The sequence below is a fragment of the Gallibacterium salpingitidis genome, from assembly GCF_030517105.1.
Taxonomy (GTDB): Bacteria; Pseudomonadota; Gammaproteobacteria; order Enterobacterales; family Pasteurellaceae; genus Gallibacterium; species Gallibacterium salpingitidis.
Map to the genome: position 1 here is coordinate 2,777,707 of NZ_CP103875.1, position 26,970 is coordinate 2,804,676.

Sequence of the window (26,970 nt, forward strand, 5' to 3'; positions counted from 1 at the left end):
AGCACAATATTCTAAAAAGAGAGCATCATATGACAACAAAAGAATTTGATTACATTATTATTGGCGCTGGTTCGGCAGGTAATGTTCTTGCTACTCGTCTAACAGAAGATAGTGATGTTTCTGTATTATTGCTTGAAGCTGGTGGCCCAGATTATCGTTTTGATTTTCGTACTCAAATGCCAGCTGCTTTAGCTTATCCTTTACAAGGAAGAAGATACAATTGGGCATATGAAACTGATCCAGAACCCTATATGAATAACCGTCGAATGCAATGCGGGCGAGGTAAAGGGTTAGGTGGTTCTTCTTTGATTAATGGGATGTGTTACATTCGTGGTAATGCAATGGATTATGATAATTGGGCTGCACAAGATCCTTTATTAAAGAATTGGACTTACCAAGATTGTTTACCATATTTTAAGAAAGCGGAAACCCGAGATATTGGCGGTAATGATTATCATGGAGATAGTGGACCAGTTCGTGTTACTACACCAAAAGCAGGTAATAATATTCTTTATCATGCAATGGTAGAAGCAGGTGTACAAGCAGGTTACTTGCGTACGGATGATTTGAATGGGTATCAGCAAGAAGGATTCGGCCCTATGGATCGGACGGTTACGCCAGAGGGACGTCGTTCTAGTACAGCAAGAGGTTATTTAGATCAAGCACGTGCCAGACCAAATCTTACTATCGTCACTCACGCTTTGACAGATCGTATTCTTTTTTCGGGAAAAAGAGCGATTGGTGTGGCTTACTTACATAAAGAAGAAGCTATGATAGCCCACGCACGAAGAGAAGTGCTGCTATGTGCAGGAGCGATAGCTTCGCCACAAATTTTACAACGTTCAGGTGTCGGACCAAGTGATTTATTACGTTCATTAGATATTCCAGTAGTTCACGATTTACCTGGCGTTGGTGCTAATTTGCAAGATCATTTAGAGATGTATATGCAATTTGAGTGTAAGCAGCCAGTCTCAATTGCACCAGCTTTACAATTACATAATCAAGCGAAAATAGGAGCACAATGGTTATTCTTTGGTAAGGGACTAGGGGCTTCAAATCAATTCGAAGCTGGTGGTTTTATTCGTAGTGATGAACGTTTTGAATGGCCGAATATTCAATATCACTTTTTACCAATTGCAGTAGAATATAATGGTTCTAATCCAATTAAATACCATAGTTTCCAAGCTCACGTTGGTTCTATGCGCTCTCCAAGTCGTGGACGTATTCATGTGAAATCGAAGGATCCAAGACAACATCCAAGTATTCTTTTTAACTATATGTCGACGCAGCAAGATTGGGAAGAGTTTCGTGCGGCAATTAGAATTACTCGTGATATTTTTAGTCAAGCGGCATTAGAACCTTATTGCGGGAAAGAGATTTCACCTGGATTGAAATATCAAACAGATGATGAGTTGGATGAGTTTGTGCGTCAATATGCAGAAACCGCATTCCATCCATCTTGTTCAAATAAAATGGGATCAGATGATATGGCAGTGGTTGATAATGAAGGTAGAGTACATGGAATGGAAGGATTACGTGTTGTCGATGCTTCTATTATGCCAATCATTGTGACGGGTAATTTAAATGCACCGACCATTATGATGGCAGAAAAAATTGCTGATGCTATTCGTGGCAGAGAACCTTTACCACGAGCAAATGTAGATTATTTTAAAGCAAATGGTCGACCAACAAAAAATATTAAAAACTGATTGGTAGAGATAAAGTCATTTTGAGATAAAAAATAGTTGCTAGATATGCTTTCTAGCAACTATTTTATTATATAAATCAATTAGTTTTAGGAAGATTAAACATCATAAGTGGTTGATGCGGTATTACCACCATGGCCTGTCCAGTTAGTGTGGAAGAATTCACCACGAGGTTTATCGGTACGTTCATAGGTATGTGCACCGAAGTAGTCACGTTGTGCTTGGAGTAAGTTAGCTGGTAAACGCGCAGTAGTATAACCATCAAGGAAAGTTAAGGCAGATGCCATACATGGCATTGGTAAACCGATCTCAATTGCTTTCGCCACTACTTTACGCCATGCACTTAAGCAATCTTTTAAGATACCGTTAAAATAAGGATCTGAGCCTAAGAAGACTAAATCTGGGGTAGCGGTATAAGCATCACGAATATTGCCTAAGAATGCACTACGGATGATACAACCTTCACGCCATAATAGCGCAGTATTACCATAGTTAAGATCCCATTGATAGGTTTCAGATGCTTCACGAATAAGCATAAATCCTTGAGCATAAGAGATAATTTTTGAAGCGAGTAGTGCTTTACGAACAGCTTCGATCCACTCTTTTTTGTCGCCATTAACAGCTTGAATATTATCATCAAATAGTTTTGCCGCAGCTAAACGTTGTTCTTTGAAAGAAGACACACAGCGAGCGAATACGGCTTCACTGATCAATGTGAGTGGAATACCAAGATCTAATGCGTTGATACCAGTCCATTTACCAGTTCCTTTTTGTCCTGCGGTATCTAAGATTTTTTCCACTAGTGGTTCACCGTCGCTGTCTTTGTAAGCAAGAATATCTGCAGTAATATCAATCAAATAACTGCTTAATTCTGTTTTTTTCCAGTCACTGAAGATAGTATGCATTTCATCATAGCTGAGGCCTAATCCTTCTTTTAAGAAATGGTAAGCTTCGCAGATTAATTGCATATCACCATATTCGATACCGTTATGCACCATTTTTACAAAGTGACCAGCACCATCTTTACCAACCCAGTCACAGCAAGGTTCGCCAGCAGGTGTTTTCGCTGAAATAGCTTGTAAAATAGGTTTAACGTATGGCCAAGCTTCTTCATTTCCGCCAGGCATAATTGATGGGCCACGACGTGCACCTTCTTCACCACCTGAAACACCAGTACCAATAAAGCGAATGCCTTTTTCTTTTAATGCAGCAACGCGACGGTTAGTATCAGGGTAATTTGAGTTACCGCCATCAATGATAATATCGCCTTCTTCAAGATAAGGTACGAGGCTTTCAATAAACTTATCTACAACTTCACCAGCGCGTACCATTAACATCACCTTGCGTGGTTTTTCGAGTTTATCGACTAAATCTTGTAATGAGTAAGCGCCAATAATGTTAGTCCCTTTTGCAGCACCCTCTAAAAATTCATCAACTTTAGAAGTAGTGCGGTTGTAAGCAACGACTTTAAATCCATGATCATTCATATTGAGGATTAAATTTTGTCCCATTACCGCTAAACCGATAACTCCAATATCACCTTTTTGGCTCATGTTTCTGCTCCTGTATTTTCTTAATAGTTAAATTAGCTATATGTCATAGCTGTGTTTATTGCTATTCTTTTACCCATGCACTAGGGTGTTGGGTAAACCCAATATGAGGATAATAATGTATTGCCTGCGGTGCTGCCATCAGAATTAGTTTGCACCCAGGATCCACATTGTTTTGTAATTCTTGAATTAATTGCCGTCCGATGCCTTGTTTTTGCCATTGCTCACTGACGGCAAGATCGCTTAAATAACAACAATATGCAAAATCGGTAACTGCTCTTGCCGCACCAACTAAAACATCACCATCCCAAGCTGTAATTAAAAGATCGGTATGCGCTAACATTTTTTCTATTCGCTCAATGTCGTCAATTGGACGGCGCGGACCTAAAGTAGTCTGTTTTAATAGCTCAATATATTGTGATGCTGAGATTTTGACATTTGTTTTATAAACGATCATTGTTTTACCTTAGCAATGCAGCCGCTTGTTGGTCTAAATACCACTCAGTTGCTCCTTGTTTAGAAACAATTTTTGCAGCAGGGTAAGGTAACTGTTCTGCGGCAGTAGATTGAATCTCTTTAAGGATTTTCGCTTTACTTTCACCAGTGACAAGATAAGTGATGCGTTTAGCATTTTCAATTAAACGTGCTGTTTTTGAAATACGATATTGCCCACTTTCTGGATGTTGTGCAATGACTGCTAAATTTGGATCAGTAAAGTTAGTATGGTGTGGGAATAATGACGCAGTATGCCCATCAGTTCCCATACCTAGGATAATCCAATCAAAAACAGGTAGATTATTCGCTACGTTTTGTATCTGTTTTAGATCTGCTGTGAAGCGAGTCAGCGCGACTTCTGGTGTTTCTTCACCATAGATACGATGAATATTTGCCGCTGGAATGGCAATATGATCAAACAGTAAACGTTGTACTTCACCGTAATTGCTTTCTGGATCTGTTGGCGGCACGCAACGTTCATCTCCCCACCAAAAATGTAAGTTTTGCCATTGGATTTCGGTGTTATAAGGTGCTTTTGCTAACGTTTGGAATAGCAATTTTGGTGTGCTGCCACCAGATAGTGAAATGTGGACTGGATGACCTAATTCACTATAACGCTTAAATTCTGCTGCGATATGCTCGACTGCTGCTTGAGCAGTCGCAAAAATTTGATAATTCATATTAAAGTTCACAATAGTTAGTATCAGTTAGATTTTTACATGGAAAACGCCATTCACGTTGGCTATTGCTCATTAATTTATCTGCGGCTTCTGGTCCCCAAGTACCGCAAGCATAACCATGAATTTTAGGTGTACCAGCTTTGTAATCTAAGATTGGTTGTACAAATTTCCATGCAGCTTGTACCGCATCACTACGAGTGAATAAGGTAGCATCGCCATTTAGCGCATCAAGCAATAAACGTTCATAAGCTGAGAAGAGGTGTCCTTCAGCAATTGAATCATAGTGGAAATCCATTGCGACTTCTTTTGCTTTAAAACCAGAACCAGGTTGTTTTAAGCCAAAGCTCATCACAATACCTTCATCAGGTTGAATGCGAATAATCAATTTATTTTCTGGTGCATTCATATTAAAGACAGGATGTGGTGTTTTCTTGAAATGAATAACAATTTCAGTAACACGAGTTGGCATTCGTTTACCACTACGTACATAGAAAGGCACACCACTCCAACGCCAGTTGTCAATGGTTAAGCGCAGTGCAACATAAGTTTCAGTGCGAGATTGTGGATCAACACCTTTTTCTTCACGATAACCAGGTAATTCGACACCTCGCACTTTAGAGCGAGTGTATTGCCCTAATACGAGATTTTCTTCCAGATTTTCTGGTGTTAATGGGTGTAAACTTTGTAGCACTTTCACCACTTCATCACGCATTGATTTTGCGTTGATGACGGCAGGGCTTTCCATTGCAACTAATGCTAAAACTTGTAGTAAATGGTTTTGGAACATATCACGCATTGCCCCTGAACCATCGTAATAACCACCGCGTTCTTCAACACCTAATGCTTCAGCACCGGTGATTTCTACATAGTCAATATAGTTTCTGTTCCATAATGGCTCGAATAGACCATTAGAGAAACGCAATACTAATAGATTTTGTACCGTTTCTTTACCAAGGTAATGGTCAATACGGTAGATTTGATGTTCTGCAAAAGATTGGTGAATTTTATCGTCTAGCTCGATAGATGATTGTAAATCATAACCAAAAGGTTTTTCGACAATTAAACGTTTCCACCCTTCTGATTCGTCATTGAGTTGATGTGCAGCTAAACATTCCGGAATAACGCCATATAAGCTTGGTGGTGTTGATAAATAGTAAAGCACATTATGCTGGCAATTATGACGGAAATTAATTTCGACAAGTCTATTTTTAATTTTTGCATAATCATTCACATTTTGTGTATCAATGGCTTGATAATAGATATGTTGTAAAAAGGCTTCTAAAATCCCTTCATTGACTTTTTCATTTTCAATTAGACTTTGACGTAATTTATCGCGGAAAGCGGTATCGCTGTATTCAGTTCGACTGACACCAAGAATGGCAAAGTCATCGGAAAGTTGTTCATTTTCAAAGAGTTGGTACAGTGCAGGGATTAATTTACGATGAGTAAGATCGCCTGACGCACCAAAAATAACAATGCTATTATTTTCTGGTTTTTGCATATTCTTAAGTTCCTACTTATAACTGCTGTAACTTCCTTTAGTGTTATCATCTTACGGATAAATCGCATTAACGCTAATCGGTTTTATCTAAAGTAGTGATAACTATTGTTGTAATAAAATTTGTTGCCAATCCCATTGGCGATCGCCAACCATAATGAAATGTGGATTCACAAAGGTTTCGCGTTGATTATATGTGAGTGGTTGCTGTGAAAGCGCGAAAACGTCACCGCCGCTTTCTTGTAAGATCAGTTCTGCTGCTGCGGTATCCCATTCGCCTGTATCACCCAAACGAATATAGCAGTCACATTGTTGTCGTGCAACTAGTGTACTTTTTAAGCCGCTAGAACCATAAGTAATAAATTGATAATTAAATTTAGGATTTAGCGTTGCGAGTACTTTTTGTTGATTTGTGCTTTTACCAACTGCAATGGTTATCGGTTGTTTAGGATTAAACGGATGGCGACTATCTAAGCGAGAACGTTGCTGATCTTGTATAAAAAATGCTCCCTGTCCTTTAATGGCGTAGAAAGTCTGTTTTAATTCAGGCGCATGGATGATACCGATGACTGGACGCTGGTTTTCTATTAATGCAATTAATACGGAAAATTGATCAGTTCTATTGATAAATTGCTGAGTACCATCTAATGGATCAATTAACCAATAACGTTGCCATTGTTTACGCTCTTCTAGTGAAATTGCACAATTTTCTTCAGAAAGCACTGGAATAGTAGGATCAATCTCTTGTAATGCTTGCATTAAATAACGACTGACAGCTAAATCTGCCTCAGTAACAGGCGTTTTATCCTCTTTAATTTTGATAGCAACTTTATGCTGATAAAACATCTTTAATTGTTCACCTGCTTGATAGGCAATGTTTAAAGCGTGTTCAAGCAGAACTGATAATGGTTGCATAGTTACCTCATTAACGTTGAGCCAAATGTTTTTTCAACAAGAACAGTGCGGAAAGATTACGTGCTTCATTAAAATTAGGATCATCCAGTAATTCATCAATTTTAGTTAATGGATGACGTACTAATTGTAGCGCTTCTGGTTCATCTCCCTGTAAGCGGCTAGGATAAAGCGACTCAGCCAATAAAATGTGCATAGGATTGTTCATATAACCAGGCGAACTGATTAGGGTTCTTAGTAAAGTAAATTTGTGAGCACCGAAACCAATTTCTTCTTGTAATTCTCGATTAGCACTTTGTTCAGGTGCTTCCCCAATTTCCATTAATCCTTTTGGGAAACCTAACTCATATTGTTCAGTACCAACAGCATATTCGTAGGTTAATAACAAATTTTGTTGATCGTCAATGGCAAGAATCATAACTGCGCTGCGGCTTGCTGGTTTAAAACGCTCATAGGTGCGTAGTTCTCCATTTGAAAAGCGCAGATCAATCGCTTGGATCTCAAAAAGACGTGACTTAGCTGCAAGACGAATCGCTAAAATATCCGGTTTTTTCATAAAAAATTCCACCTCCGCACGATTTTTTTGTTGTGATAATTGATGTGCTTTGTTTTACAAAAAACGAGAGTAACGATACCATAATTACTCCAATTATTCGAACGCTTAGTCGGTAAATTTGTGAGAGAGCGGATGAGAAAAGAGAAACAACAACAGGAAGAACAAGAGGCCTACCGTTTAGATAAATGGTTATGGGCGGCACGTTTCTATAAAACACGTACGTTAGCACGAGAAATGGTAGATGGTGGAAAGGTTCACTATAATGGACAACGCGCTAAACCGAGTAAAGAAGTTGAAATTGGCGCGATGATTAAACTTAGACAAGGCAATGAAGAAAAAGAGATTGAAGTGCTTGGCTTGTCAAATCAACGTAAAGCTGCTCCGATTGCTCAACAACTTTATCGTGAAACAGAAGAAAGTATTAAAAAACGTGAACAAATTGCGTGGGCAAGAAAAGCTAATGCGTTATCTATGCCGAATCCAGAACGACGACCAAATAAAAAGGAACGTCGAGATCTCCTTAAATTTAAATACCAACAATAACTTATGGCAAAATCAAATTATATTACCCGCACAGGTTGGAACACATTAGATCAAGAACTTAAATATTTATGGAAAGTGGAACGACCGCAAGTTACCCAAGCTGTATCAGATGCCGCAGCGTTGGGCGATCGTAGTGAAAATGCGGAATACATTTATGGTAAACGGCGTTTACGCGAGATCGATCGTCGAGTACGTTTTTTAACTAAGCGTTTAGAAGTGCTACAAATTGTGGACTATCATCCACGACAAGAGGGAAAAGTCTTTTTCGGTGCTTGGGTTGAGTTAGAAAACGAAACTGGTGAGATTAAGCAATATCGTATTGTGGGTTGTGATGAATTTGATCCAGCGAAGAATTGGATTTCGATTGATTCTCCTGTAGCGAGAGCGTTGATTGGTAAAGCGGTTGACGATGAAGTAACTGTTGAAACGCCGGCAGGAAAAGTATTGTTATACATTAATCGGATTTGGTATGAAAAAGGGAGCGGATTATAAGATCCGCTCGATCAAAATAGGCTGATATTTTTTCTGGTTTTTTAAATGTTGGTTAATCAATTTCACTCCTAAAAAAGCTAGGGTGGTGGTGATAAGAGTAAAGAGAATATTTTGCCACTCTTGGTTAAACCAATAATTGCCTAGTAATACACTAAGGATTAATACTGTTAATGGGATAGTGTAGGCAATGAAGGCGAGTCGTAGTAAAGATTGTTCTGGCAAACCAATTTCGACCATTTCACCGATTTTCATTGGACGAGAACAAGGAAAGGTAAATTGGTATCTGGTTGATTTTCCAGTTAGTTCTGTAAGTGCAGCTGTACCACAACTTGCTTTGGCGGAGCAACCGCCACAACCTTGATTAGCTTGGCATTCAACAGTAACTACACCGTCTTGATAGGCAATCACAGTAGCTTTTTCAGTGATCATTTAGCACTCTCCTTAAATTTTACATCTTGTACGATACGGCGTGCTGTCGTTAGTGGAATTTGTCCTACTAATACGACGGTTTTGTTATTAACTACTTCAGCATAAAGAGTATCAATTCCTTGGCGCCACGCTTCATTGATTGGCATATCGTTTTTCTCTAATAGATAGAGTGAGAAGGAGAATAAGCCGTCACTATATAGTTGAGTTTGAATTGATGGCGATAAACCGTCAGAGTGAAATTTGATTAATTTAAAGCCTTTGGGTAACCAAGAAGGCTGCCAGTTATAGTCGGTTGTATTCGGGCTATAAATAGTGATTGCTGGCGGTTGTTTGAGTTGTTTTGCGGTATCAATTAATGTTTGTGGCTCAGATAATTCATCAAGAGTGATCACTTTAAATTGCGATAAGGTGGTGCCGCTACGATCCACAACTTCACCTTTCAACGGTAAATGTGATTCTTCGTCGATCCAGATAGTATAAGCGTAACGAAACTCATCCTTGGGCATTAATTTAATAATATTGGCAATTCTATTAGCAATACGATCTTTACCGAATGGAATAAAATCATAATATTGAGCGAGTTGTTTAAAGTCGCTATACACAACGCTTGGTAATGAATCAATCATATTTTCGCTACGAATACTAAAAGGAGCGTAATTAGCAGAAAAATAGCTGATAGTATTGCCTTTTTGCCAAATTTCTGTTCTTGGACCATCTAAATAAAGCAGTTGTGAATAGTTGGTTTGTTGATCATAAGCATGACGATAACTTAATGCATAATTATCGTTTTCTTCACCATAGGTAAACGTTAAAGAATAGTTTTGTTGCTGAAAAGCGTTTTTCATTTGCATTAAACGCTCAATTGGTTGCTCGATCTCTGTAGTGGCGGAAACACTGAAAGATAATAGACCATTAATCACCAACAAGATGCTGGTTTGACGTAACTTCTGAAACATATTGAACCTATGATTTTCTACAATAATGTTTATTTAAACAGATTGTATTACAAAAACAACATCACCACCAAAAGGTGGTGATGTATTTGAATTGGGCGGATAAATTATTCTGCTTTTGAATCAGAATATAAACGACGTTGTAATTGATAATTTTGCAGGATTTCATTAAGTCGTTTATTTTGTTGTTCAAGTTGTTCTTTACTTGGCACATTTTTGTGCGAAACGTTATAACTTACTTCTTGCACTGATTGAGTGAAAGGCAAAGTTTGTAACGCTGGTGAAATAGTGACATCACTATTTTTATCTTTATTTAGATTTTGAATACTAAATACAGCAATTAAACAAACGCTTGCTGCCACTGCAGTTTGTAAAATTGGTGCGAAATATTTTCTTGTTTTGGCGAAGAAAGATTGTTTTGGAATTACAACCTGTTCTGGAGTTGGTTGTTCTTTTAACTGAATTACTGGCTCATCTTCAATGAGTTTTGCCATTTTTTCAGTGAAAGATGCATCAAGAATGATGTTACTTTCATTACGCATTACTGCACGAGCAATATGCAAAGTTGTCCATGTTTTTTGCAATTCTTGGTCTTGGCAAAGATCTTCAACGAAGTCACGTCTGACTTCCTCACCATCCATATAAGCTGAAAGTTGTTCTTTGTGTTGCATAATTTTCCGCCCTTTCATTCAAATCCTAGTGTTTTATTAACGGTGCTAATTGGTTTTCAATGAATTCTCGTGCTCTAAAAATTCTAGAACGCACAGTTCCAACAGGACAATCCATTATTTCGGCAATCTCTTCATAACTCATGCCTTCAAGTTCACGTAATGTGATAGCTGTTTTTAACTCATCAGGAAGAGAATCAATTGTTTTGAACACAATATCTTTTAATTCATCCGATAATGTCAAATTTTCTGGCGTATCAATATTACGCAATCTTGAGCCTATTTCATAACTTTCTGCATCTTCCGCTAAAAGATCTTCTGTTGGAGGACGTCTTCCTTGCGTCATTAAGTAATTTTTAGCGGTATTGACTGCAATGCGATAAACCCAAGTATAAAAAGCGCTTTCTCCACGAAACGATTCTAAAGATCGATAGACTTTAATAAAAGTTTCTTGAACAACATCTGGGATATCGTTTGCTGATACATAACGCGTTAACAATCCAGCAACTTTGTTTTGATAACGGGCAACCAACAAATTAAACGCTTTTTTATCACCTTGCTGTGCTTTTTCAACTAAAATTTGATCTGTTAGTTCTTCACTCATGTAAGTGAAATCTCCATTCCTTCATTAATCTAACAGCTTCCTTGTTGTTACAGCAAGCAGTGCATCGAAGCGTTAGAGTTCGATTTTTGATAAAAGTTCAAAAATTTTTAATAATTTTTGGCTTATGAAAATGTAGGTAGTTTTTGTTTTATCAAGTCAACCATCTCTTGTAAGGGTTGAGTAGGTGCTTTTTCTTGGTTCATTAACCAACGAAATAACTGAGGATCAGTATAGGTAAGTAATTCAATAAAAATATCTTTTTGTTCATCAGACAGTTGATCAAAAACATTTTTATAAAATGGCATGATCATTTTATCTAACTCCAACATACCGCGCCGACAGTCCCACTCAATTCGTAATTTATTATATTGTTTCATTTTCTTTATTTTCACTGTTTGAATTACTAGGACGTTATATTAGCAATTTTTGCTAAGGATAATGAAGAAGAATTAGTAGAGAATTATGATTGTTTGTTAAAATAGGGAACTAATTCCACAAGATCAAAACCGAGGTGAATTATCGAAAGCTGGCAGCGCGGGTTTGTATTACACCGCAGAGAATATAGCGAAACAAGCCTATTAGTAGATGTATTTACTGAAAATGTTGGCTGTATTACGCTGCTTGCTAAAGGTGCAAGAGCGAAGCGTTCTCCACTTAAAAGCTTATTGCAGCCTTTTACACCATTATTATTGCGTTGGAGCGGTCGAGGACAGCTAAAAGTGTTAACGAAAGCGGAAGCGATTTCAGGTACTTTACCAATGAAAACGGTAGCTCTATATAGTGGTTTTTATGTCAATGAACTTATTACCAGAACATTAGAACATGAAACAGCTTATCCTGATTTATTTGAAGAATATTTACGCTGTTTAATGGGATTGGCTGCACATGGAGATGAAGTTGAAGCAATTTTACGTCGTTTTGAGTTTATCCTGTTGAAATCATTAGGCTATGGTGTTGATTTTGAACATTGTGCGGGTAGTGGTGAAATTGTATCCGATAATATGACTTATCAATATCGTGAAGAAAAAGGTTTTATTGCCTCATTATTGCAGGATAATTTGACTTTTTATGGGCGTGATTTGCGAGCTTTTGCAAAATTGGAGTTTACAGAAAAAGAAACATTGCAAGCGGCTAAGCGTTTTACTCGATTAGCTTTGAAGCCTTATCTAGGTGGTAAGCCATTAAAAAGTCGAGAATTATTCCAGCAACATTTGAACATTTTATATCCTAACTGATTCATTTTAATTATGGTTCTATTTTATAACGCACCGACAAAAACACCTCAAAGAAAAAAAACACAAACAGCCACCATCACTAACCTTGATTATCAAGGGTTAGGTGTTGCCAAAGTCGCAGGAAAAACATGGTTTATAGAGAATGGTTTGCCTGAAGAAAATGTGCAGTTTGTCGTAAGCGAAGAGAAACGACAATATGGTATTGGTAAAGCAGTAAAGTGGCAAAATAAATCGCCAATAAGACGAGAGCCATTATGTTCATTTTATGGACAATGCGGCGGTTGCCAGATGCAACATATCGTGATTGAGGCACAACGACAAACCAAGCAGCGCGCTTTACTTCATCAATTGTGGAAAATTGCACCGGATTTGCAAATGGAACTGATGATTGCAGATGATGAATGGCACTATCGCCGTCGCGCAAAATTTAGCTTGCAATATTCAACTGTAACGAAATCAGTAGAGTTTGGTTTTCGTCAACAGCAAAGTAATCAGTTAGTTGCAGTGACAGATTGTCCGATTCTAGTACCACAACTTTCACAACTCTTATCTCCATTAAGGGAGTTGTTTCAATTATGGCAGCAACCGAAAAGATTAGGGCATATTGAGTTAGTGGCGGCGGATAATGGTGTAGCTTTATTGTTGCGTCATCTTGGATCGTTATCTGCTACTGATGAACAAAATTTACGGCAGTTCGCAACACAACACCAGTTAATGCTGTTTGTTAGTGAAGCCGATAATCAAGTTGCTAATTGGACATCACAGCATCCTTATTATCAGTTAGGTCAGCTGCAGTTACAGTTCGATGTTCGTGATTTTATCCAAGTTAATCCAATCATTAATCAACGTATGGTGCAAACTGCATTAGCGTGGTTGGAATTATCTGCTAAAGATCGTGTCTTAGACTTATTTTGTGGTATGGGAAATTTTAGTTTGCCTTTAGCACAGTATGCTGAATATGTCGTTGGCATAGAAGGTGTAGCAGATATGGTTAGCAAAGCTAGCGCAAATGCAGCAAGGAATCAGATGAGGAATGTGGCATTTTATCAAACAGATCTCTCAGCTTCATTTGCTGATAAAGCGTGGGCAGCGGAACACTTTAATAAAGTGTTATTAGATCCACCTCGAGCTGGCGCTTTGTTTGCTCTGAATCATATTGTTGAATTGCAACCGGAAAGAATATTGTATGTTTCCTGTAATCCAGCAACATTAGTACGTGATATTCAGATTTTAGTAGAGCATGGCTATCGTCTAGTGAAAGCGGCGATGATAGATATGTTTCCACAAACAGGCCATATGGAAAGCATGGTATTACTGGTGAAATAGACGATAAGTAATAAAAGGGCAAATTCGCTAATGTAAGGTTTTAATCTTGTCTGCAAAGAGAGATATATTGTAATTACAGTTTGTACTTAACGTGGTGAGGATGCATTGATGAGATACGTGAAATATAGTGTTGTAGAACTTTTACAAGTAACAGAAAAAGAATTCCTTACTACTTTATTTTGGCATACAGAACGTAAAACTTTATCTGAAAGATCACTTGACGATGAGGATAAAATTAACTCGTGGCGTGATTGTTTATACTTTTTTAAAAGAGTTTTATCTGAATATCCTCTACTTACTAATATTGCTCAAGTACCGATCTGTTTTGAATACAATATTTTTGATGGTACTTGGATTGATGCTCTGATCGTTTGTCATAATAAATTGATTATTTTGGAATTCAAAAGCGGTAACGATTGCCGCTATGAGACTTTAATTTCACATAGATCACAGCTGTTAGGTTACTACAATAAAATTACTCGTTGTAATCGTGTTATTTGGGAAGAGTTAAAGAAAAATCCGCAATTCACTGTTGAAAAATATCTTGTATATACAAATCCGGCGATGAGCGAGAAATTAGAACGATTGGAGTATATTAAAGTTACGGATGAGTTTATTGATGTATTAGCAGTGATAACAGCTGCAGCAGATGATGATAGAGTTGCGCAATTATTAGAGTTTGTTGTTGAGCTTGATATAACAACGACAGGCGTGATGAGAGATATCCTGAATCAGAAAATTTTGAGTGAAATGTATGTTCAAGATGATAATGTGATGGCTTGTGCACGAATTGTTGATGACATACAAACTCAGATAGCAGAGAGAAATCTTAATCTTATTTTTATTAAAGGCGCGCCAGGAGCCGGCAAAACGGGTACAGCATTTAGTTTATTAGAGAAATACCTTAGTGATGGCGCTAAGTATGTTACAGGTAATGGTAATTTATCCGCCATTTTTAGCCAAATGATACGTGAAGACCATATTGTTGGTACTGAAGCAGCCGCAGTGGGATCGTTGCATAACTTATATGACGTACAAAAATTTTGTGCTAAGTATCAAAATGGTTCTAGCAAAGAAAATCTAGCCTTGAGTAAAAATAGACTCTTAATTATTGATGAAGCACAGCGTGTATGGAATCCATTGCAAATTGCGTTAGCAAAAAAGAATCACCTAAACGACGAACAAAAAGCCTTTATTATCGAGAAAGAAGTCTCGGAGGCTATGTTAGTACTAAGAGCGGTGTGTGGGGCGGTTCATAAAGACAATCTTAGTCGTACTATTGTTTTCTTATTGGGTTCTGGACAAGAGATTTATTTAGGTGAAGAAGATGGTGAGAAATATATTAAGAAAGCGATAGCGCATTTAAAAGGATTACCATTATCTAAAGAGATTCATATCAATATTTATGTGCCTACTGAAGAAATGCAAAAAGAGTATGCGCCGTTAGGACATAGTTGTTATGTGGAACCGGGATTATTGCTGAATAAGAACAAAAGAAATATTAACAGTGAAACTGCTATCGAATTTGTTAATGCCATTGTTGAGAATAAATTACCTAAATTAGATGCTTCTGTGAAAGATGCATTTTATGTTTTTAATGATTATTTAGCTTTGTTGAGTGCAGTCACTGAGGTGAATACAGGTGCTTTTTCGGTTGGGATTGTTGCAAATGGTTTTGATACATTAGTTCGTTGGGAAAAGAATCAATATGGTAGAAATTGTCCCATTTCGTATCTTAAATTGGCTGGACAGGAGATTTTGAATATTAGCAATGATCAGTTGAAAGCATTTTATCTTGATAAGTTATGCAATAATCTTTCGACGTTTGCTAGCCAATTTAATTGTCAAGGTTTAGAGCTTGATTATGCAATTGTCGTATGGGGTAGAAAAATGCTACGTCGAGATAATAAATGGATTTTTTCAAATGAGAAAGTAAATGCTATCGACAACTATTGTAATCAACTCAAGGTGTTAAAAACTAAATATCCACAACTGGAATCGGTATTAAAGTTTAATCAAGAACAGATACAAGAGACTTTTATTAGAAATTGTTATCGCGTCTTACTGACTCGAGCGAGAATTGCCACCTATATTTATGTGGAAGATCAGGAAACAAGCGATTATTTACAGAATATTTTGTTGGGATAAAAAAATGAAAGTAGTACGAGTCGTTGCCGCAGTTATTCGTCAAGAGGATCATGTTTTTGCTACTGCTAGAGGGTACGGAGAGTTTTGTGGGCAATGGGAATTTCCAGGTGGCAAAATTGAAGAAAGTGAGACACCACAACAAGCCTTAATTCGTGAAATAAAAGAAGAACTTAATGTCGATATTGCGGTCGGAGAGTGCATTGATACGATCGAATATGATTATGCAACATTTCATCTATCTATGGATTGTTTTTGGGCCACCATCATTAATGGACAATTAGAACTGAAAGAGGCGCAAGCGGCTAAATGGTTGTCAAAAGTGGATTTAGATTCAGTTACGTGGTTACCGGCGGATATTTTATTGATTGATAAAATTAAGAAGATTTTATAAGTGGATTTGTATAAAATATGAACATCATTTGGAGTTTTTCTTGAAGTGAAGATTATTCATAAAAAACATAGATTCAACAAAGGAATTGATATATTTTAAGAAAATAATTTAATCATTTTTTGAGTGATTAAGAGAGATCTAAGATAGGGCAGCAATCTTCTTGAAAAGAATTAAAAAGCGTGAATTTTGCTGAAAATTTAGACATATAATCAAATACAGGAACGGAAAGATGGTTGCAGTAAGAGAAACACATTTAACGAATTTAAAGAGTTTTGTTTTTGATGAATGGTTAAATAATCTAGCAATCACGCCACGAACAAAAACAGCTTTAACTCAAGCCTGGCAATATCTTGAACCGAAAATAGCGCAAAATGAATACGCTAAAGATATTTTGTCTAGCAGTATTGAAATGGTGTCGATCCTGACTGAATTAAATATGGATGATAGTACGTTAGTTGCGGCGCTATTTTTCCCATTAGTCGAAAATAAAATTATTTCATTAGAAGATTTGCAGCTTGAATTTGGTAAAACGATTGAACGTTTAGTGCGTGGTGTGTTTGAAATGGATAACATCCGCCAACTCAATACTAATCGTGGCGCAGATAGTGTGCAAATCGACAATATTCGCCGTATGTTATTAGCAATGGTGGAAGATTTCCGTTGTGTGGTAATTAAATTAGCGGAACGTATAACCTTTTTACGTACCGCAGATAGTCGCGTTAGTGAAGAAGATAAAGTGCTAGCGGCGAAAGAGTGTTCAAATATTTATGCACCATTAGCTAATCGTCTTGGTATCGGTCAACTCAAATGGGAGTTGGAAGATTATTGTTTCCGCTATTTGCATCCAGCCCAATATCGTCATATCGCTAATCAATTACATGAGCGTCGTTTAGATCGTGAACAATATATTCAAGATTTTGTTAAAGAACTGACGGGTTATTTGAAAGAAAGTATTAGTGATGTTGAGGTGTATGGTCGTCCAAAACATATTTATAGCATTTGGCGCAAAATGCAGAAGAAAAATTTGGCATTTGGCGATCTATATGATGTGCGAGCGGTAAGGGTCATCGTACAAAAATTGCAAGATTGTTATGCCGCATTAGGGATTGTACACACCCACTTTAAACATTTACCGAAAGAGTTTGATGATTATATTGCTAATCCGAAACCAAATGGCTACCAATCTATTCATACCGTCGTATTAGGGCAGGGCGGTAAACCGATAGAAGTACAAATTCGTACACAAAAAATGCATGATGATGCTGAGCTTGGTGTTGCAGCGCATTGGAAATATAAGGAAGGTGCAACGGCAGGACGCAGCGGTTATGAAGAAAAAATCGCTTGGTTACGTAAATTATTAGCATGGCAAGATGATTTGGCTGATTCTGGCGAAGTGTTGGCAGAAATGCGTAGTCAGGTGTTCGATGATCGAGTTTATGTGTTTACACCAAAAGGCGAAGTAATTGATTTACCAACCGGTTCTACACCATTAGATTTTGCTTATGCTATTCATAGTGAAATTGGGCATCGCTGTATTGGTGCGAAGGTCGCTGGACGCATTGTACCTTTCACCTACCAACTGCAAATGGGTGATCAAATTGAAGTGATTACACAAAAAAATCCAAACCCAAGTCGTGATTGGCTGAATCCAAATTTAGGTTTCGTACATACTGCACGCGCCAGGGCAAAAATTCACGCTTGGTTTAAGAAATTGGATCGCGATAAAAATGTGCCTGCTGGACGTGAAATGTTGGAAAGTGAAATGAATCGCATTGGTTTAACCCAAAAACAGATCGAACAGTATGCATTACCGCGCTATAACCTACGCAATATGGAAGATCTGTATGCTGGTATTGGTGGTGGCGATATCAAATTAAATCAATTGATTAACTTTTTACAAAGTAAGTTATTAAAGCCATCAGTTGAAGAAATTGATGAAGAGATTCTCAAACATATTTCCAATAAATCTGCCAATAATAGCCAACAACAAAAAGAGAAGAAAAAAGGTCATGTTGTCGTTGAAGGCGTAGGCAATTTAATGCATCATATCGCGCGCTGCTGTCAGCCAATTCCAGGAGATGATATTGTCGGTTATATCACGCAAGGGCGTGGTATTTCTATTCACCGTTCAGATTGTGAACAATTAGCGGAATTACAAGCGGCAAACCCTGAACGTGTGGTGGAGGCGTTATGGGGAGATAGTTATTCTTGTGGCGTACACGTTGGTATTCGTATTATTTCTAGCGATCGTAATGGTCTATTGCGTGATATTACAACGGTATTGGCTAATGAGAAAGTGAGTGTATTGGGCGTAAGCAGCAGAAGCGACACTAAACGGCAGATTGCTACAATTGATATGCAGATTGAGCTCAATAATGTACAAATGTTAAGTAAGATTTTATCGCGTTTAGCGAAATTAGATGATGTGATCGAAGCTAAACGTATTACCAATTAACAAGGATTATTATGGAAAAATATACTGGTCTGACGCATTTCTTTAAGGCAGCCAAATATTCAATGCAAGGATTAAAAGCGGCGTTCAAACACGAAGCCGCTTTTCGTCATGAAGTTGGTGTGGCAATTATTTTGTTGCCATTAGCATTTTGGTTAGGAAAAACCAAAATTGAAATTGCTCTAATGGTAGCTTCAGTATTGATGGTTTTTGCGGTTGAGTTATTAAACAGTGGTTTAGAAGCAATAGTGGATCGTGTTGGTAAGGAATACCACGAACTCTCCGGTAGAGCAAAAGATCTCGGCTCAGCAGCTGTATTTATTGCGATGGTAACTTGTGGTTTAGTGTGGTTGATTATTTTATTAGGATAAATTATGCAAAATCTTGGAACAAATTTGCAGCCTTATCATACTTTTGGCATTAAAGCACAAGCGCAGCAGATTTTGCAAATTGAAACCAAAGAAGAACTATGCCAAGTATGGCAACAGTATCAGCAACAGCAAGTACCAATCTTATTGCTTGGTGAGGGCAGTAATGTCTTATTTATTGAAGATTTCGCGGGTGTTGTATTACTGAACCGCATCAAAGGGATTGAATACCATCAAGATGAAAATTACCACTATTTAAGCGTTAATGCCGGCGAAAATTGGCATCAATTTGTCGAATATTGTGTTGAACGCAATATTGGTGGTTTAGAAAATTTGGCTTTGATTCCCGGTTGTGTCGGTTCATCACCAGTACAAAATATTGGTGCTTATGGTGTTGAGTTAAAAGATGTTTGCGAATCTGTTGATGTAGTTGAATTAGCTACTGGAAAACAATTTTCCCTTAGTAATCAACAATGTCAATTTGCTTATCGTGAGAGTGTTTTTAAACATCAGTATGCACAAGGGTATGCAGTTATTGCAGTGCATTTTAAATTGGCAAAAAATTGGCAGCCAGTGTTAAGTTATGGCAATCTTGCTGACTTAGATACAAAATCTGTTACTCCTAAACAAGTTTTTGAACAAGTTTGTTTAACCCGCAAAAGCAAATTACCTGATCCTAAATTGATTGGTAGTGCAGGTAGTTTTTTTAAAAATCCTGTGGTGAGTAGTGAGCAATTTAACCAACTTTACCAGCGCTATCCAACTATGCCGCATTACCCACAAGCTGACGGCTCAGTGAAATTAGCTGCGGGTTGGTTAATTGATCAATGCGGTTTAAAAGGGTATCAATTAGGTGGTGCAGCGGTACATGATAAGCAAGCTTTGGTATTAATTAATAAAGATAATGCAACAGGAAGAGAAGTTGCAGCATTAGCGAAGTATATCTGCCAGCAAGTGGCAGAGCGGTTTTCGATTCAATTATCCCCAGAAGTAAGATTTATTGGTAAGAGTGGTGAAGTCGCATTTGATGAGGTTAAATAAGCAAAGACCGAACACTTAAACGTTCGGTCTTTTACTTATCAAGCAAGCTGTTTCTCACCTAACAACTCAATTAAATTTTGCATTAATAAAGATACTTCACCAGTCATCAAGACAAAATCGGCATCAAAGCGTTGTGCTACATCTTCCTTGAGAATGTCATCGTTTTTCTCTTTGACCATATCGGCAAATTTGATTCGTTTTAATGAAGCGTCTTCATATAGCACAAAAGAAAAGTGATTTTCCCAGTCTAATGCTAGTTTTGTCACAACTTTACCAGCAGCTAAATGACCTTGAATATCTTGTTCATAAAGATCTTGGTTTTTGCAGCGAATACTTGAGCCGGTATTGAGATCTTTAAATTCCCCTTCTTCTAAACAGGTTAGCCATTGAGGTAATTGATCTTTTAATAACCAGTCGGTCATTGCCATAGATAATTCTTCAGCAAAAGAGAAAGGAATAACAGGCAAAGAACCTAATGATTTACGTAGTAACGCCAACACATCTTCTGCTCGCTTACTAGAAGCGGCATCGACATAAATTAGATCATTGGTGGTATCAATCCATAGTGCAGTACGTTGATGACGACTAAAAGCACGAGGCAGTAAAGTAGCAATAACATCATCTTTTAATGCCTGTTTTTCTGTTTTTTTCAGTTTACGTTGTTGAGCTTCTTCCAGTTTTTGAATGCGATTATCTAAAGTTTCTTTGATGACTGGGGTTGGTAAGATTTTTTCTTCACGATGAGCAACTAAAAGAAAATGCCCGCCGGCAGTAAAGTAAAGTTGGTCACTGGTGCTTAATGGCGGCTGCCAGCCAAATTTACTATGATCGCTTGAACCACAAGGGGTAAATTCTTGTTGTGCAAGACTATTTTGTAATGCTTCTGACGACCAATCTAGTTTTTTGGTAAGACGATAGACAAGAATATTTTTGAACCAATACATAGGTGTTTCCTTTGATTTATATTATTATATTGCGCTTATTGTAACTTGATTAAGGGAGAAAATCCTATGCAACAGAAGAAGATTGCGTTTATTGGCGGCGGTAATATGGCGAGCGCCATTGTGTTTGGTTTATTGGCAAAAGGATATGTAGCAGAAAATATTATTGTTTGTGAACACAATCCAGATAAACATCATGGCTTTAATGAAAGAGGCGTGTTTACAACCTTGTCAGCAATAGATGCCGTAAAACAAGCAGATGTGGTGTTATTGGCAGTAAAACCACAAAATATGCAAGAAGCGTGTGAGGCTTTTCAACAATTAGATTTGCAAAATAAATGGATTATCTCAATTGCAGCAGGAATTTCTGTGAGTGCTTTACAACGTTTCTTACCAAGTGCGCAACAGTTTGTACGTGTGATGCCAAATACACCGGCATTAATTTCAAAAGGGATGTCAGGTTTGTTTGCAACTCCAGCAGTGACCACAGAATTTAAAAATTATGCGACAGGATTATTTGAAGCAGTGGGTAAAGCGTGCTGGGTAGAAAAAGAGTCTGATATTAATACGATTATTGCAGCATCAGGCAGCAGCCCTGCGTATTTCTTCTTATTTATGGAAGGAATGCAAAAAACGTTGATTGAGATGGGATTAACTGAACAACAAGCACGTTTATTAGTGCAGCAATCTGCGTTAGGTGCGGCAGAAATGGTGGTGGCTAACCCTCATACTTCAATCGAAACATTAAGACAACAAGTAACCTCAAAAGGCGGTACAACTGCTGCGGCGATTAATGTCTTTCAACAACAACATTTAGAAGAAAATATTAAACAAGCGATGCAAGCTGCAATCGATCGTGCTGAAGAAATGGAGAAATTATTTTGATCAAAGTTCGTTCAGAGTATTGGCTGGTTCTGAATTATCTTGGTTATTTTTGTGCTTATGGCGTATTTGTGCCATTGATTCCAGTATGGCTGCAAACACAATCTTATTCCGATGAAAATATTGCATTATTGCTAGCGTTTGCTTATGTATTTCGCTTTTTGGGCGGTATCTTTTTTTCTGGTCGCATTAAAGATACAGCTCATTTACCGGTAATATTGCGTAATCTAGCTTTGGGTTCGGCATTAGTCATTTTAGCGATGGGGCTTAGTGCTTTACATTGGCACTCGTTTATTCTGATTTTTATCTTATTTGCTTTATTTAGTGTGTTGAATGGCGCAGGAATGCCGCTCCAAGATAGTTTGGCAAGTATTTGGAATCAACAAATTGGCTTGGATTACGGACGAGTGCGTCTTACTGGCTCGTTAGGCTTCGTCGTTGGTGTAATTTGTTTTGGTGGCTTAATTAGCTATTTGGGTAATGAAGCGATTATTTGGGTATTAGGGGCATTATTAATCTTATATACCTTGTTGAACACGCCAACACCGACGGTGTTGCCGAAATCTACGATGACACAAACTGAACAAACTTCCGTAAGTTATCTAGATTTATTGCGAGAATCGAATACATTGCGTTTGATGATTGCTGTTTCTTTGATCCAAGGATCACATGGTGCTTATTATGCTTACAGCACAATCTATTGGGTATCACAAGGAATAAGTATTCAAACGACGAGTTGGTTATGGGGTATTTCAGTTATTGCGGAAGTAGCGCTGTTTTTCTTTGCTTCTAAGTTATTTAAAAACTGGAATATTACAGCACTCTTTGTGTTAAGTATTAGTGCAGCGATTATCCGTTGGCTTTGTTTCCCAATAATGACAGGTTTTATACCATTGGCGCTATTGCAGACTTTCCACGCCTTAACTTATGCGGTCGCTCATTTTGCGACAGTACGCTATATCTCCTCACAACCTGATACACATATTGCGAAATTACAGGCGCTCTATAATGGTTTAAGCAGCTGTATTGCAGTAGCATTATTAACTGCATTATCGGGAACATTATATAGTTATGCACCTGATTATGCTTTCTGGGGAATGGCGATAATTGTTGCATTAGCATTCCTATTTTTACCAAAATCCCTACCTCGAATTGAGCAAATTGCCCGTTAAAACGGGTAATTTGCCCTGATTTGCTTGTATCACCGTTTAGATTTATCTACCATATAAATATATATTTAATATATTTCTTTTATATAAGTTAAATGGAGTAATTATGTTAGATCAACAAACGATTGATGTGATTAAAGCAACTGTGCCTGCGTTAGAGGTACATGGCACTACAATCACCAAAACATTCTATAAAAATATGTTCAATGATCACCCTGAATTATTGAATATTTTTAATAAAACTAACCAAAAACAAGGAAAACAACCAACTGCGTTAGCAACCACTGTATTAGCAGCAGCTAAACATATCGATAATTTAGGGGCAATTATTGATCACGTGGTGCAAATTGGACATAAACATCGCGCCTTACAAATTAAGCCAGAACATTATGCTATTGTGGGTAAGCATTTATTAATTGCGATTAAAGAAGTTTTACAAGATGCCGCTACTCCAGAAATTATTGATGCATGGGCAAAAGCGTATCAAGTGATTGCAGACGCGTTTATTCAAGTGGAACAAAAAATGTATGACGAAGCTGCCTGGCAGGATTTCCAACCGTTTGAAGTTGTGAATAAACGTTATGTCAGCAATGATATTATTGAATTTACAGTAAAAAATGATGAAATTTTGCCGAAGTTAGTCGTTCAGGCTGGGCAATATATTACAGTGCAAGTACAACCGAAAGAAGATGATAATCTTGCACTAAGACATTACTCTATTTGTTCTGTAGATGTTACATCTGGTTTGAAATTTGCCGTAAAACGCGAAACAACAGATGGTATTCCGGGTGTAGTATCTAATTATCTGCACGATGTAGTGAATGTTGGTGATCATATTAATCTTTCTGCACCGGCTGGAGATTTCTTATTACAACAAAATGAACGTCCAGTAGTGTTGCTAAGCGGTGGTGTAGGTATTACCCCGATTTTGGCAATGTTAGATGCACAAGTGACAACTAATCCACAACGTCCATTGGTGTGGATTAATGCAACAAAAAATAAAGAGACAGAAGCATTTAAAGATGAAGTTGCGCAATATTTGGCAAAAGCAAATGTGATGCACGCTGCGACCTTATATAGTGAAGAGCAGCAACGTATCACTGCTGACTATTTAGCACAACACTTACCAGAAAATGCTGATATTTATCTTTGTGGTTCAGTAAGATTTATGGAAGGAATGATCGCTTTATTAGAGGGCTTAAATCGTCCACAACAAACAGTGCATTTTGAACCTTTCGGTCCGAAGATGAGCTTAATCAAAGTTTGATGTGATAACGTTTAACGTTGGGAGATAGCAATATCTCCCAATTTTTTATCCACGTGGATGATAATGGGCGTGTAATTGCTTTAAACGTTCTTTGGCAACGTGCGTATAAATTTGTGTTGTAGAAAGATCACTATGTCCAAGCAACATTTGCACAACACGTAAATCCGCACCATGATTGACCAAATGTGTAGCAAAGGCGTGGCGTAATACGTGCGGAGATAATTTATTAGTATCAATATTAGCGCGGGTAGCATAATGTTTAATGCGATACCAAAAGGTCTGCCTTGTCATTGCTTGTCCACGACGGCTTGGAAATAGCACATCACTACTTTGCCCATCCAACAATACGGAACGTGCATATAGCATAAATTGCTGAATCCAGTAATTTGCCTCTTCGCCCATAGGAACTAATCGCTCTTTATCCGCTTTCCCAATTACCCTCACAACACCTTGTTGCAAACTGATATTGTTAGTGGTGAGCGTGACTAATTCAGTAACACGTAAACCTGTGGCATACAGTAATTCCAACATTGCTTTATCACGTAATTCCAGTGGATCTTCAGTTGCAGGTGCATTTAATAGATCGGTTACTTGGCTTTCGCTCAAATATTTTGGTAAGCGTGCAGGTAATTTTGGTGATGATAACAACGCACAAGGATTATCTGGACGATATTTCTCTTGATATAAATATTGAAACAGTTTGCGGAGTGAACTGAGCATTCTGGCATAACTGGTGGTTTTATAACCTTGTTCTAGCCGTTCACCTAAAAAAGATTGTAAATCTAAATATTGTACTTGTAATAGATCTAATTGATGTTGTTCTAACCATTGGCTAAAAAATTTTAAATCGGAACGGTAACTAGCAATGGTATTTTGCGATAAGTTTTTACTTAACCAAAGATCATCAAGAAAAAGGTTGATCAGAGTACTATCTTTCATTGTTCTTTTATTTCAATTAGATGGTTATCGGGTATAATGTGCCGCAATTTGTCGGCAAAAGCTAAACTCTATCGCGATTATCTCTCTCCTGCAAGGCAAGAGGAATATTTTTGTAAGCAATCAATATCATTTGCCGCATAGCCTTTATGCAGCTTTATTTTTCATAATGGCTTATTTTTAGATTTTTAAATTTCTACATTTGAGGATTATTTTATGGCTCGTTCACAATGGGGATCGCGCTTGGGCTTTATTTTGGCTTCGGCGGGTTCAGCAATTGGCTTGGGTGCGGTATGGAAGTTTCCATATGTTACTGCAACTCAAGGTGGTGGCGCATTTTTATTAATTTATCTTTTTATTTGTCTAACCTTAGGTTTAATTTTAATGGCAACGGAAATGGCGATTGGACGTGCAACACATCTAGGCCCAATTGGTGCATTTCGTAAGTTAGGTAATAAAAAATGGGCTGGAATCGGGATTATGGGCGTATTAGTTGCCTTTTTAATCCTGTCATTTTATAGCGTTGTTGGTGGTTGGACTGTTGCTTATTTAGGAAAGGCGATAACTGGCGGCATTGCAAATTCAACTGATCCAACAACAAATGGTAATCTCTTTACAGATTTTATTACTGATCCATTACAACCGCTTATTTATCATTTTATTTTTGGTTTCTTGACTCTGTTCACTGTAGTGTCGGGCGTTGAAAAAGGGATTGAGCGTATTTCAAAATACTTGATGCCGATTCTATTAATTTTAATGTTGATCTTAATTGGACGAGCAGTTTCATTACCTGGTGCAGTGGAAGGATTAAAATTCTTCTTATTGCCGGATTTCAGCAAAATTACTGGTGCAACATGGTTGGAAGCATTAGGGCTGGCGTTCTTCTCTTTATCATTAGGTATTGGCATTATGATTACCTATGGCTCTTATGTTGGACCAGAAGCTAAATTGGTCAGCTCGGCAGCATGGGTAATTTTATTAACATTATTAACGTGCTTCTTATCAGGGTTAATGGTGCTGCCAGCTGTGTTTGCCTTTGGTTTTGAACCGGGTGCTGGGCCGGGATTGACCTTTATCACGATGCCGGCTGTATTTGCGAGTATGCCATTTGGACACCTATTGGCAGCATTATTTTTTGCATTATTGTTAGTGGCGGCATTAACATCTTCAATTTCGTTATTGGAAGTATTAGTGAGTTTTTTAATTGATGAATTTAAAGTTCATCGTTTGAAAGCTGGGATTATTGCTTTTGTGTTGTTCTTCTTACTAGGTATTGCTGCTTCGTTATCATTAGGCGCTTGGAGTAGTTATACCTTATTCGGCTACAACATTTTCGATATGTTGGACAAATTAACACAAAACATTTTGATGCCGTTAGGTGAGATCTTATTAACCTTGTTTGTTGCTTGGTGGCGTTGGGATAAGATCAAAGTGCAACTTTGTGGTGGCAATGATTCTGTATGGCTATCATTTTTGCGCTTTGCTTTAGGCGTAGTAATTCCAGTGATTATTTTTGTGATCTTTTTACAAGGGATTCTAGGGTAAATAATTCTGATAAAACGGTTGAGTTTTCGCAGAATACTCTTTATACTGCCCTCCCAGTGCTGACACTGGAAAGAGAAAATGCAAGATTACACAACAAACAATTTGGTAAAAACAGCTGAATTACAGATGGAAAAATTAAATCCATTATTGTTTGTTTTTTATTTTTAAAAATCCTCATTATTG

Annotated in this window: 27 protein-coding genes; 14 read left to right on the forward strand and 13 right to left on the reverse strand. The window is 37.6% G+C overall.

Going from position 1 to position 26,970, the window contains the following annotated elements; all coding sequences use genetic code 11:
• Nucleotides 1–29: 29 nt before the first annotated feature.
• Nucleotides 30–1,709 (forward strand): choline dehydrogenase, encoded by a 1,680-nt coding sequence (gene betA / locus NYR30_RS13345; RefSeq protein WP_066421534.1) that lies wholly within the window; start codon nt 30–32, stop codon nt 1,707–1,709.
• A gap of 95 nt (nt 1,710–1,804) precedes the next feature.
• Here betA and gnd read toward each other — a convergent pair whose 3' ends face one another.
• The 6 genes from gnd to nudE all read right to left on the reverse strand — a co-directional run bounded on the left by gnd (nt 1,805) and on the right by nudE (nt 7,397).
• Nucleotides 1,805–3,259, reverse strand: coding sequence for a decarboxylating NADP(+)-dependent phosphogluconate dehydrogenase (gnd, locus tag NYR30_RS13350; protein ID WP_066111743.1), 1,455 nt, complete (start codon nt 3,257–3,259; stop codon nt 1,805–1,807).
• Between the two features lie 61 nt (nt 3,260–3,320).
• Entirely contained in the window at nt 3,321–3,713 is a 393-nt protein-coding gene (locus NYR30_RS13355) for a GNAT family N-acetyltransferase (protein WP_066111741.1), read from the reverse strand.
• 4 nt (nt 3,714–3,717) lie between these two features.
• Complete coding sequence (gene pgl, locus NYR30_RS13360) at nt 3,718–4,431, reverse strand: 6-phosphogluconolactonase (protein WP_066111739.1); 714 nt, start codon at nt 4,429–4,431, stop codon at nt 3,718–3,720.
• 1 nt (nt 4,432) lies between these two features.
• On the reverse strand, nt 4,433–5,932 hold the full coding sequence (zwf, locus tag NYR30_RS13365) for a glucose-6-phosphate dehydrogenase (protein WP_066111737.1): 1,500 nt from the start codon (nt 5,930–5,932) through the stop codon (nt 4,433–4,435).
• Nucleotides 5,933–6,034: 102 nt separating this feature from the next.
• Nucleotides 6,035–6,844, reverse strand: coding sequence for a 3'(2'),5'-bisphosphate nucleotidase CysQ (cysQ, locus tag NYR30_RS13370; protein ID WP_066111735.1), 810 nt, complete (start codon nt 6,842–6,844; stop codon nt 6,035–6,037).
• Between the two features lie 10 nt (nt 6,845–6,854).
• Nucleotides 6,855–7,397, reverse strand: a complete 543-nt coding sequence (gene nudE, locus NYR30_RS13375; RefSeq protein ID WP_066111733.1) for an ADP compounds hydrolase NudE — start codon at nt 7,395–7,397, stop codon at nt 6,855–6,857.
• A 132-nt stretch (nt 7,398–7,529) separates the two neighbouring features.
• Here nudE and hslR point away from each other — a divergent pair, with 132 nt between their 5' ends.
• Together hslR and greB are read left to right on the forward strand one after the other, a co-directional pair.
• Nucleotides 7,530–7,940, forward strand: coding sequence for a ribosome-associated heat shock protein Hsp15 (gene hslR, locus NYR30_RS13380; protein ID WP_066107877.1), 411 nt, complete (start codon nt 7,530–7,532; stop codon nt 7,938–7,940).
• Nucleotides 7,941–7,943: 3 nt separating this feature from the next.
• Nucleotides 7,944–8,432, forward strand: coding sequence for a transcription elongation factor GreB (gene greB / locus NYR30_RS13385; protein WP_066107874.1), 489 nt, complete (start codon nt 7,944–7,946; stop codon nt 8,430–8,432).
• Here greB and NYR30_RS13390 read toward each other — a convergent pair.
• The 5 genes from NYR30_RS13390 to NYR30_RS13410 all read right to left on the reverse strand — a co-directional run bounded on the left by NYR30_RS13390 (nt 8,427) and on the right by NYR30_RS13410 (nt 11,463).
• The gene (locus tag NYR30_RS13390) at nt 8,427–8,861 is read right to left on the reverse strand and encodes a SoxR reducing system RseC family protein (RefSeq protein WP_066107871.1); all 435 of its coding nucleotides are present in this window, start codon (nt 8,859–8,861) and stop codon (nt 8,427–8,429) included. The genes greB and NYR30_RS13390 overlap by 6 nt on opposite strands.
• Nucleotides 8,858–9,817, reverse strand: a complete 960-nt coding sequence (locus tag NYR30_RS13395; protein ID WP_066111731.1) for a MucB/RseB C-terminal domain-containing protein — start codon at nt 9,815–9,817, stop codon at nt 8,858–8,860. The genes NYR30_RS13390 and NYR30_RS13395 overlap by 4 nt, the downstream gene beginning before the upstream one ends.
• Before the next feature lie 104 nt (nt 9,818–9,921).
• Nucleotides 9,922–10,485 (reverse strand): sigma-E factor negative regulatory protein, encoded by a 564-nt coding sequence (locus tag NYR30_RS13400; RefSeq protein ID WP_066111762.1) that lies wholly within the window; start codon nt 10,483–10,485, stop codon nt 9,922–9,924.
• 25 nt (nt 10,486–10,510) lie between these two features.
• Nucleotides 10,511–11,086 (reverse strand): RNA polymerase sigma factor RpoE, encoded by a 576-nt coding sequence (gene rpoE / locus NYR30_RS13405; RefSeq protein WP_066107864.1) that lies wholly within the window; start codon nt 11,084–11,086, stop codon nt 10,511–10,513.
• A 122-nt stretch (nt 11,087–11,208) separates the two neighbouring features.
• Nucleotides 11,209–11,463, reverse strand: coding sequence for an FAD assembly factor SdhE (locus NYR30_RS13410; RefSeq protein WP_066107862.1), 255 nt, complete (start codon nt 11,461–11,463; stop codon nt 11,209–11,211).
• Between the two features lie 138 nt (nt 11,464–11,601).
• Between NYR30_RS13410 and recO the strand changes: the two genes are divergently transcribed.
• The 7 genes from recO to murB all read left to right on the forward strand — a co-directional run bounded on the left by recO (nt 11,602) and on the right by murB (nt 20,047).
• Nucleotides 11,602–12,321 carry a DNA repair protein RecO gene (gene recO / locus NYR30_RS13415; RefSeq protein ID WP_302502493.1) on the forward strand — a complete coding sequence of 240 codons (720 nt, stop codon included), beginning with the start codon at nt 11,602–11,604 and terminating at the stop codon, nt 12,319–12,321.
• A 12-nt stretch (nt 12,322–12,333) separates the two neighbouring features.
• Complete coding sequence (gene rlmD, locus NYR30_RS13420) at nt 12,334–13,647, forward strand: 23S rRNA (uracil(1939)-C(5))-methyltransferase RlmD (RefSeq protein ID WP_066111727.1); 1,314 nt, start codon at nt 12,334–12,336, stop codon at nt 13,645–13,647.
• 108 nt (nt 13,648–13,755) lie between these two features.
• The gene (locus NYR30_RS13425; protein WP_066111725.1) at nt 13,756–15,795 is read left to right on the forward strand and encodes a DNA/RNA helicase domain-containing protein; all 2,040 of its coding nucleotides are present in this window, start codon (nt 13,756–13,758) and stop codon (nt 15,793–15,795) included.
• A 4-nt stretch (nt 15,796–15,799) separates the two neighbouring features.
• Complete coding sequence (locus NYR30_RS13430; RefSeq protein ID WP_066111723.1) at nt 15,800–16,186, forward strand: (deoxy)nucleoside triphosphate pyrophosphohydrolase; 387 nt, start codon at nt 15,800–15,802, stop codon at nt 16,184–16,186.
• Between the two features lie 229 nt (nt 16,187–16,415).
• Nucleotides 16,416–18,641 carry a GTP diphosphokinase gene (gene relA / locus NYR30_RS13435; protein ID WP_066111721.1) on the forward strand — a complete coding sequence of 742 codons (2,226 nt, stop codon included), beginning with the start codon at nt 16,416–16,418 and terminating at the stop codon, nt 18,639–18,641.
• A gap of 11 nt (nt 18,642–18,652) precedes the next feature.
• Entirely contained in the window at nt 18,653–19,009 is a 357-nt protein-coding gene (locus tag NYR30_RS13440; RefSeq protein WP_066111719.1) for a diacylglycerol kinase, read from the forward strand.
• 3 nt (nt 19,010–19,012) lie between these two features.
• A complete protein-coding gene (gene murB / locus NYR30_RS13445; protein ID WP_302501363.1) occupies nt 19,013–20,047 on the forward strand; it encodes a UDP-N-acetylmuramate dehydrogenase in 1,035 nt (344 codons plus the stop codon).
• A 38-nt stretch (nt 20,048–20,085) separates the two neighbouring features.
• Here murB and rdgC read toward each other — a convergent pair whose 3' ends face one another.
• Nucleotides 20,086–20,991, reverse strand: a complete 906-nt coding sequence (gene rdgC / locus NYR30_RS13450; RefSeq protein WP_066107832.1) for a recombination-associated protein RdgC — start codon at nt 20,989–20,991, stop codon at nt 20,086–20,088.
• 66 nt (nt 20,992–21,057) lie between these two features.
• On the opposite strand from rdgC, the gene proC reads away from it, so the two are divergent.
• From proC to NYR30_RS13465, 3 genes are all read left to right on the forward strand, one after another.
• Complete coding sequence (gene proC / locus NYR30_RS13455) at nt 21,058–21,873, forward strand: pyrroline-5-carboxylate reductase (RefSeq protein WP_066107829.1); 816 nt, start codon at nt 21,058–21,060, stop codon at nt 21,871–21,873.
• Nucleotides 21,873–23,042 carry a 3-phenylpropionate MFS transporter gene (locus NYR30_RS13460; protein ID WP_066107981.1) on the forward strand — a complete coding sequence of 390 codons (1,170 nt, stop codon included), beginning with the start codon at nt 21,873–21,875 and terminating at the stop codon, nt 23,040–23,042. The genes proC and NYR30_RS13460 overlap by 1 nt, the downstream gene beginning before the upstream one ends.
• Nucleotides 23,043–23,145: 103 nt before the next feature.
• Nucleotides 23,146–24,306, forward strand: coding sequence for a globin domain-containing protein (locus tag NYR30_RS13465; RefSeq protein WP_066107826.1), 1,161 nt, complete (start codon nt 23,146–23,148; stop codon nt 24,304–24,306).
• A gap of 45 nt (nt 24,307–24,351) precedes the next feature.
• On the opposite strand, the gene xerD is transcribed toward NYR30_RS13465, so the two are convergent.
• On the reverse strand, nt 24,352–25,245 hold the full coding sequence (gene xerD / locus NYR30_RS13470) for a site-specific tyrosine recombinase XerD (protein ID WP_066107823.1): 894 nt from the start codon (nt 25,243–25,245) through the stop codon (nt 24,352–24,354).
• A gap of 213 nt (nt 25,246–25,458) precedes the next feature.
• Here xerD and NYR30_RS13475 point away from each other — a divergent pair, with 213 nt between their 5' ends.
• A complete protein-coding gene (locus NYR30_RS13475) occupies nt 25,459–26,787 on the forward strand; it encodes a sodium-dependent transporter (RefSeq protein WP_066107821.1) in 1,329 nt (442 codons plus the stop codon).
• Nucleotides 26,788–26,970 lie beyond the last annotated feature (183 nt).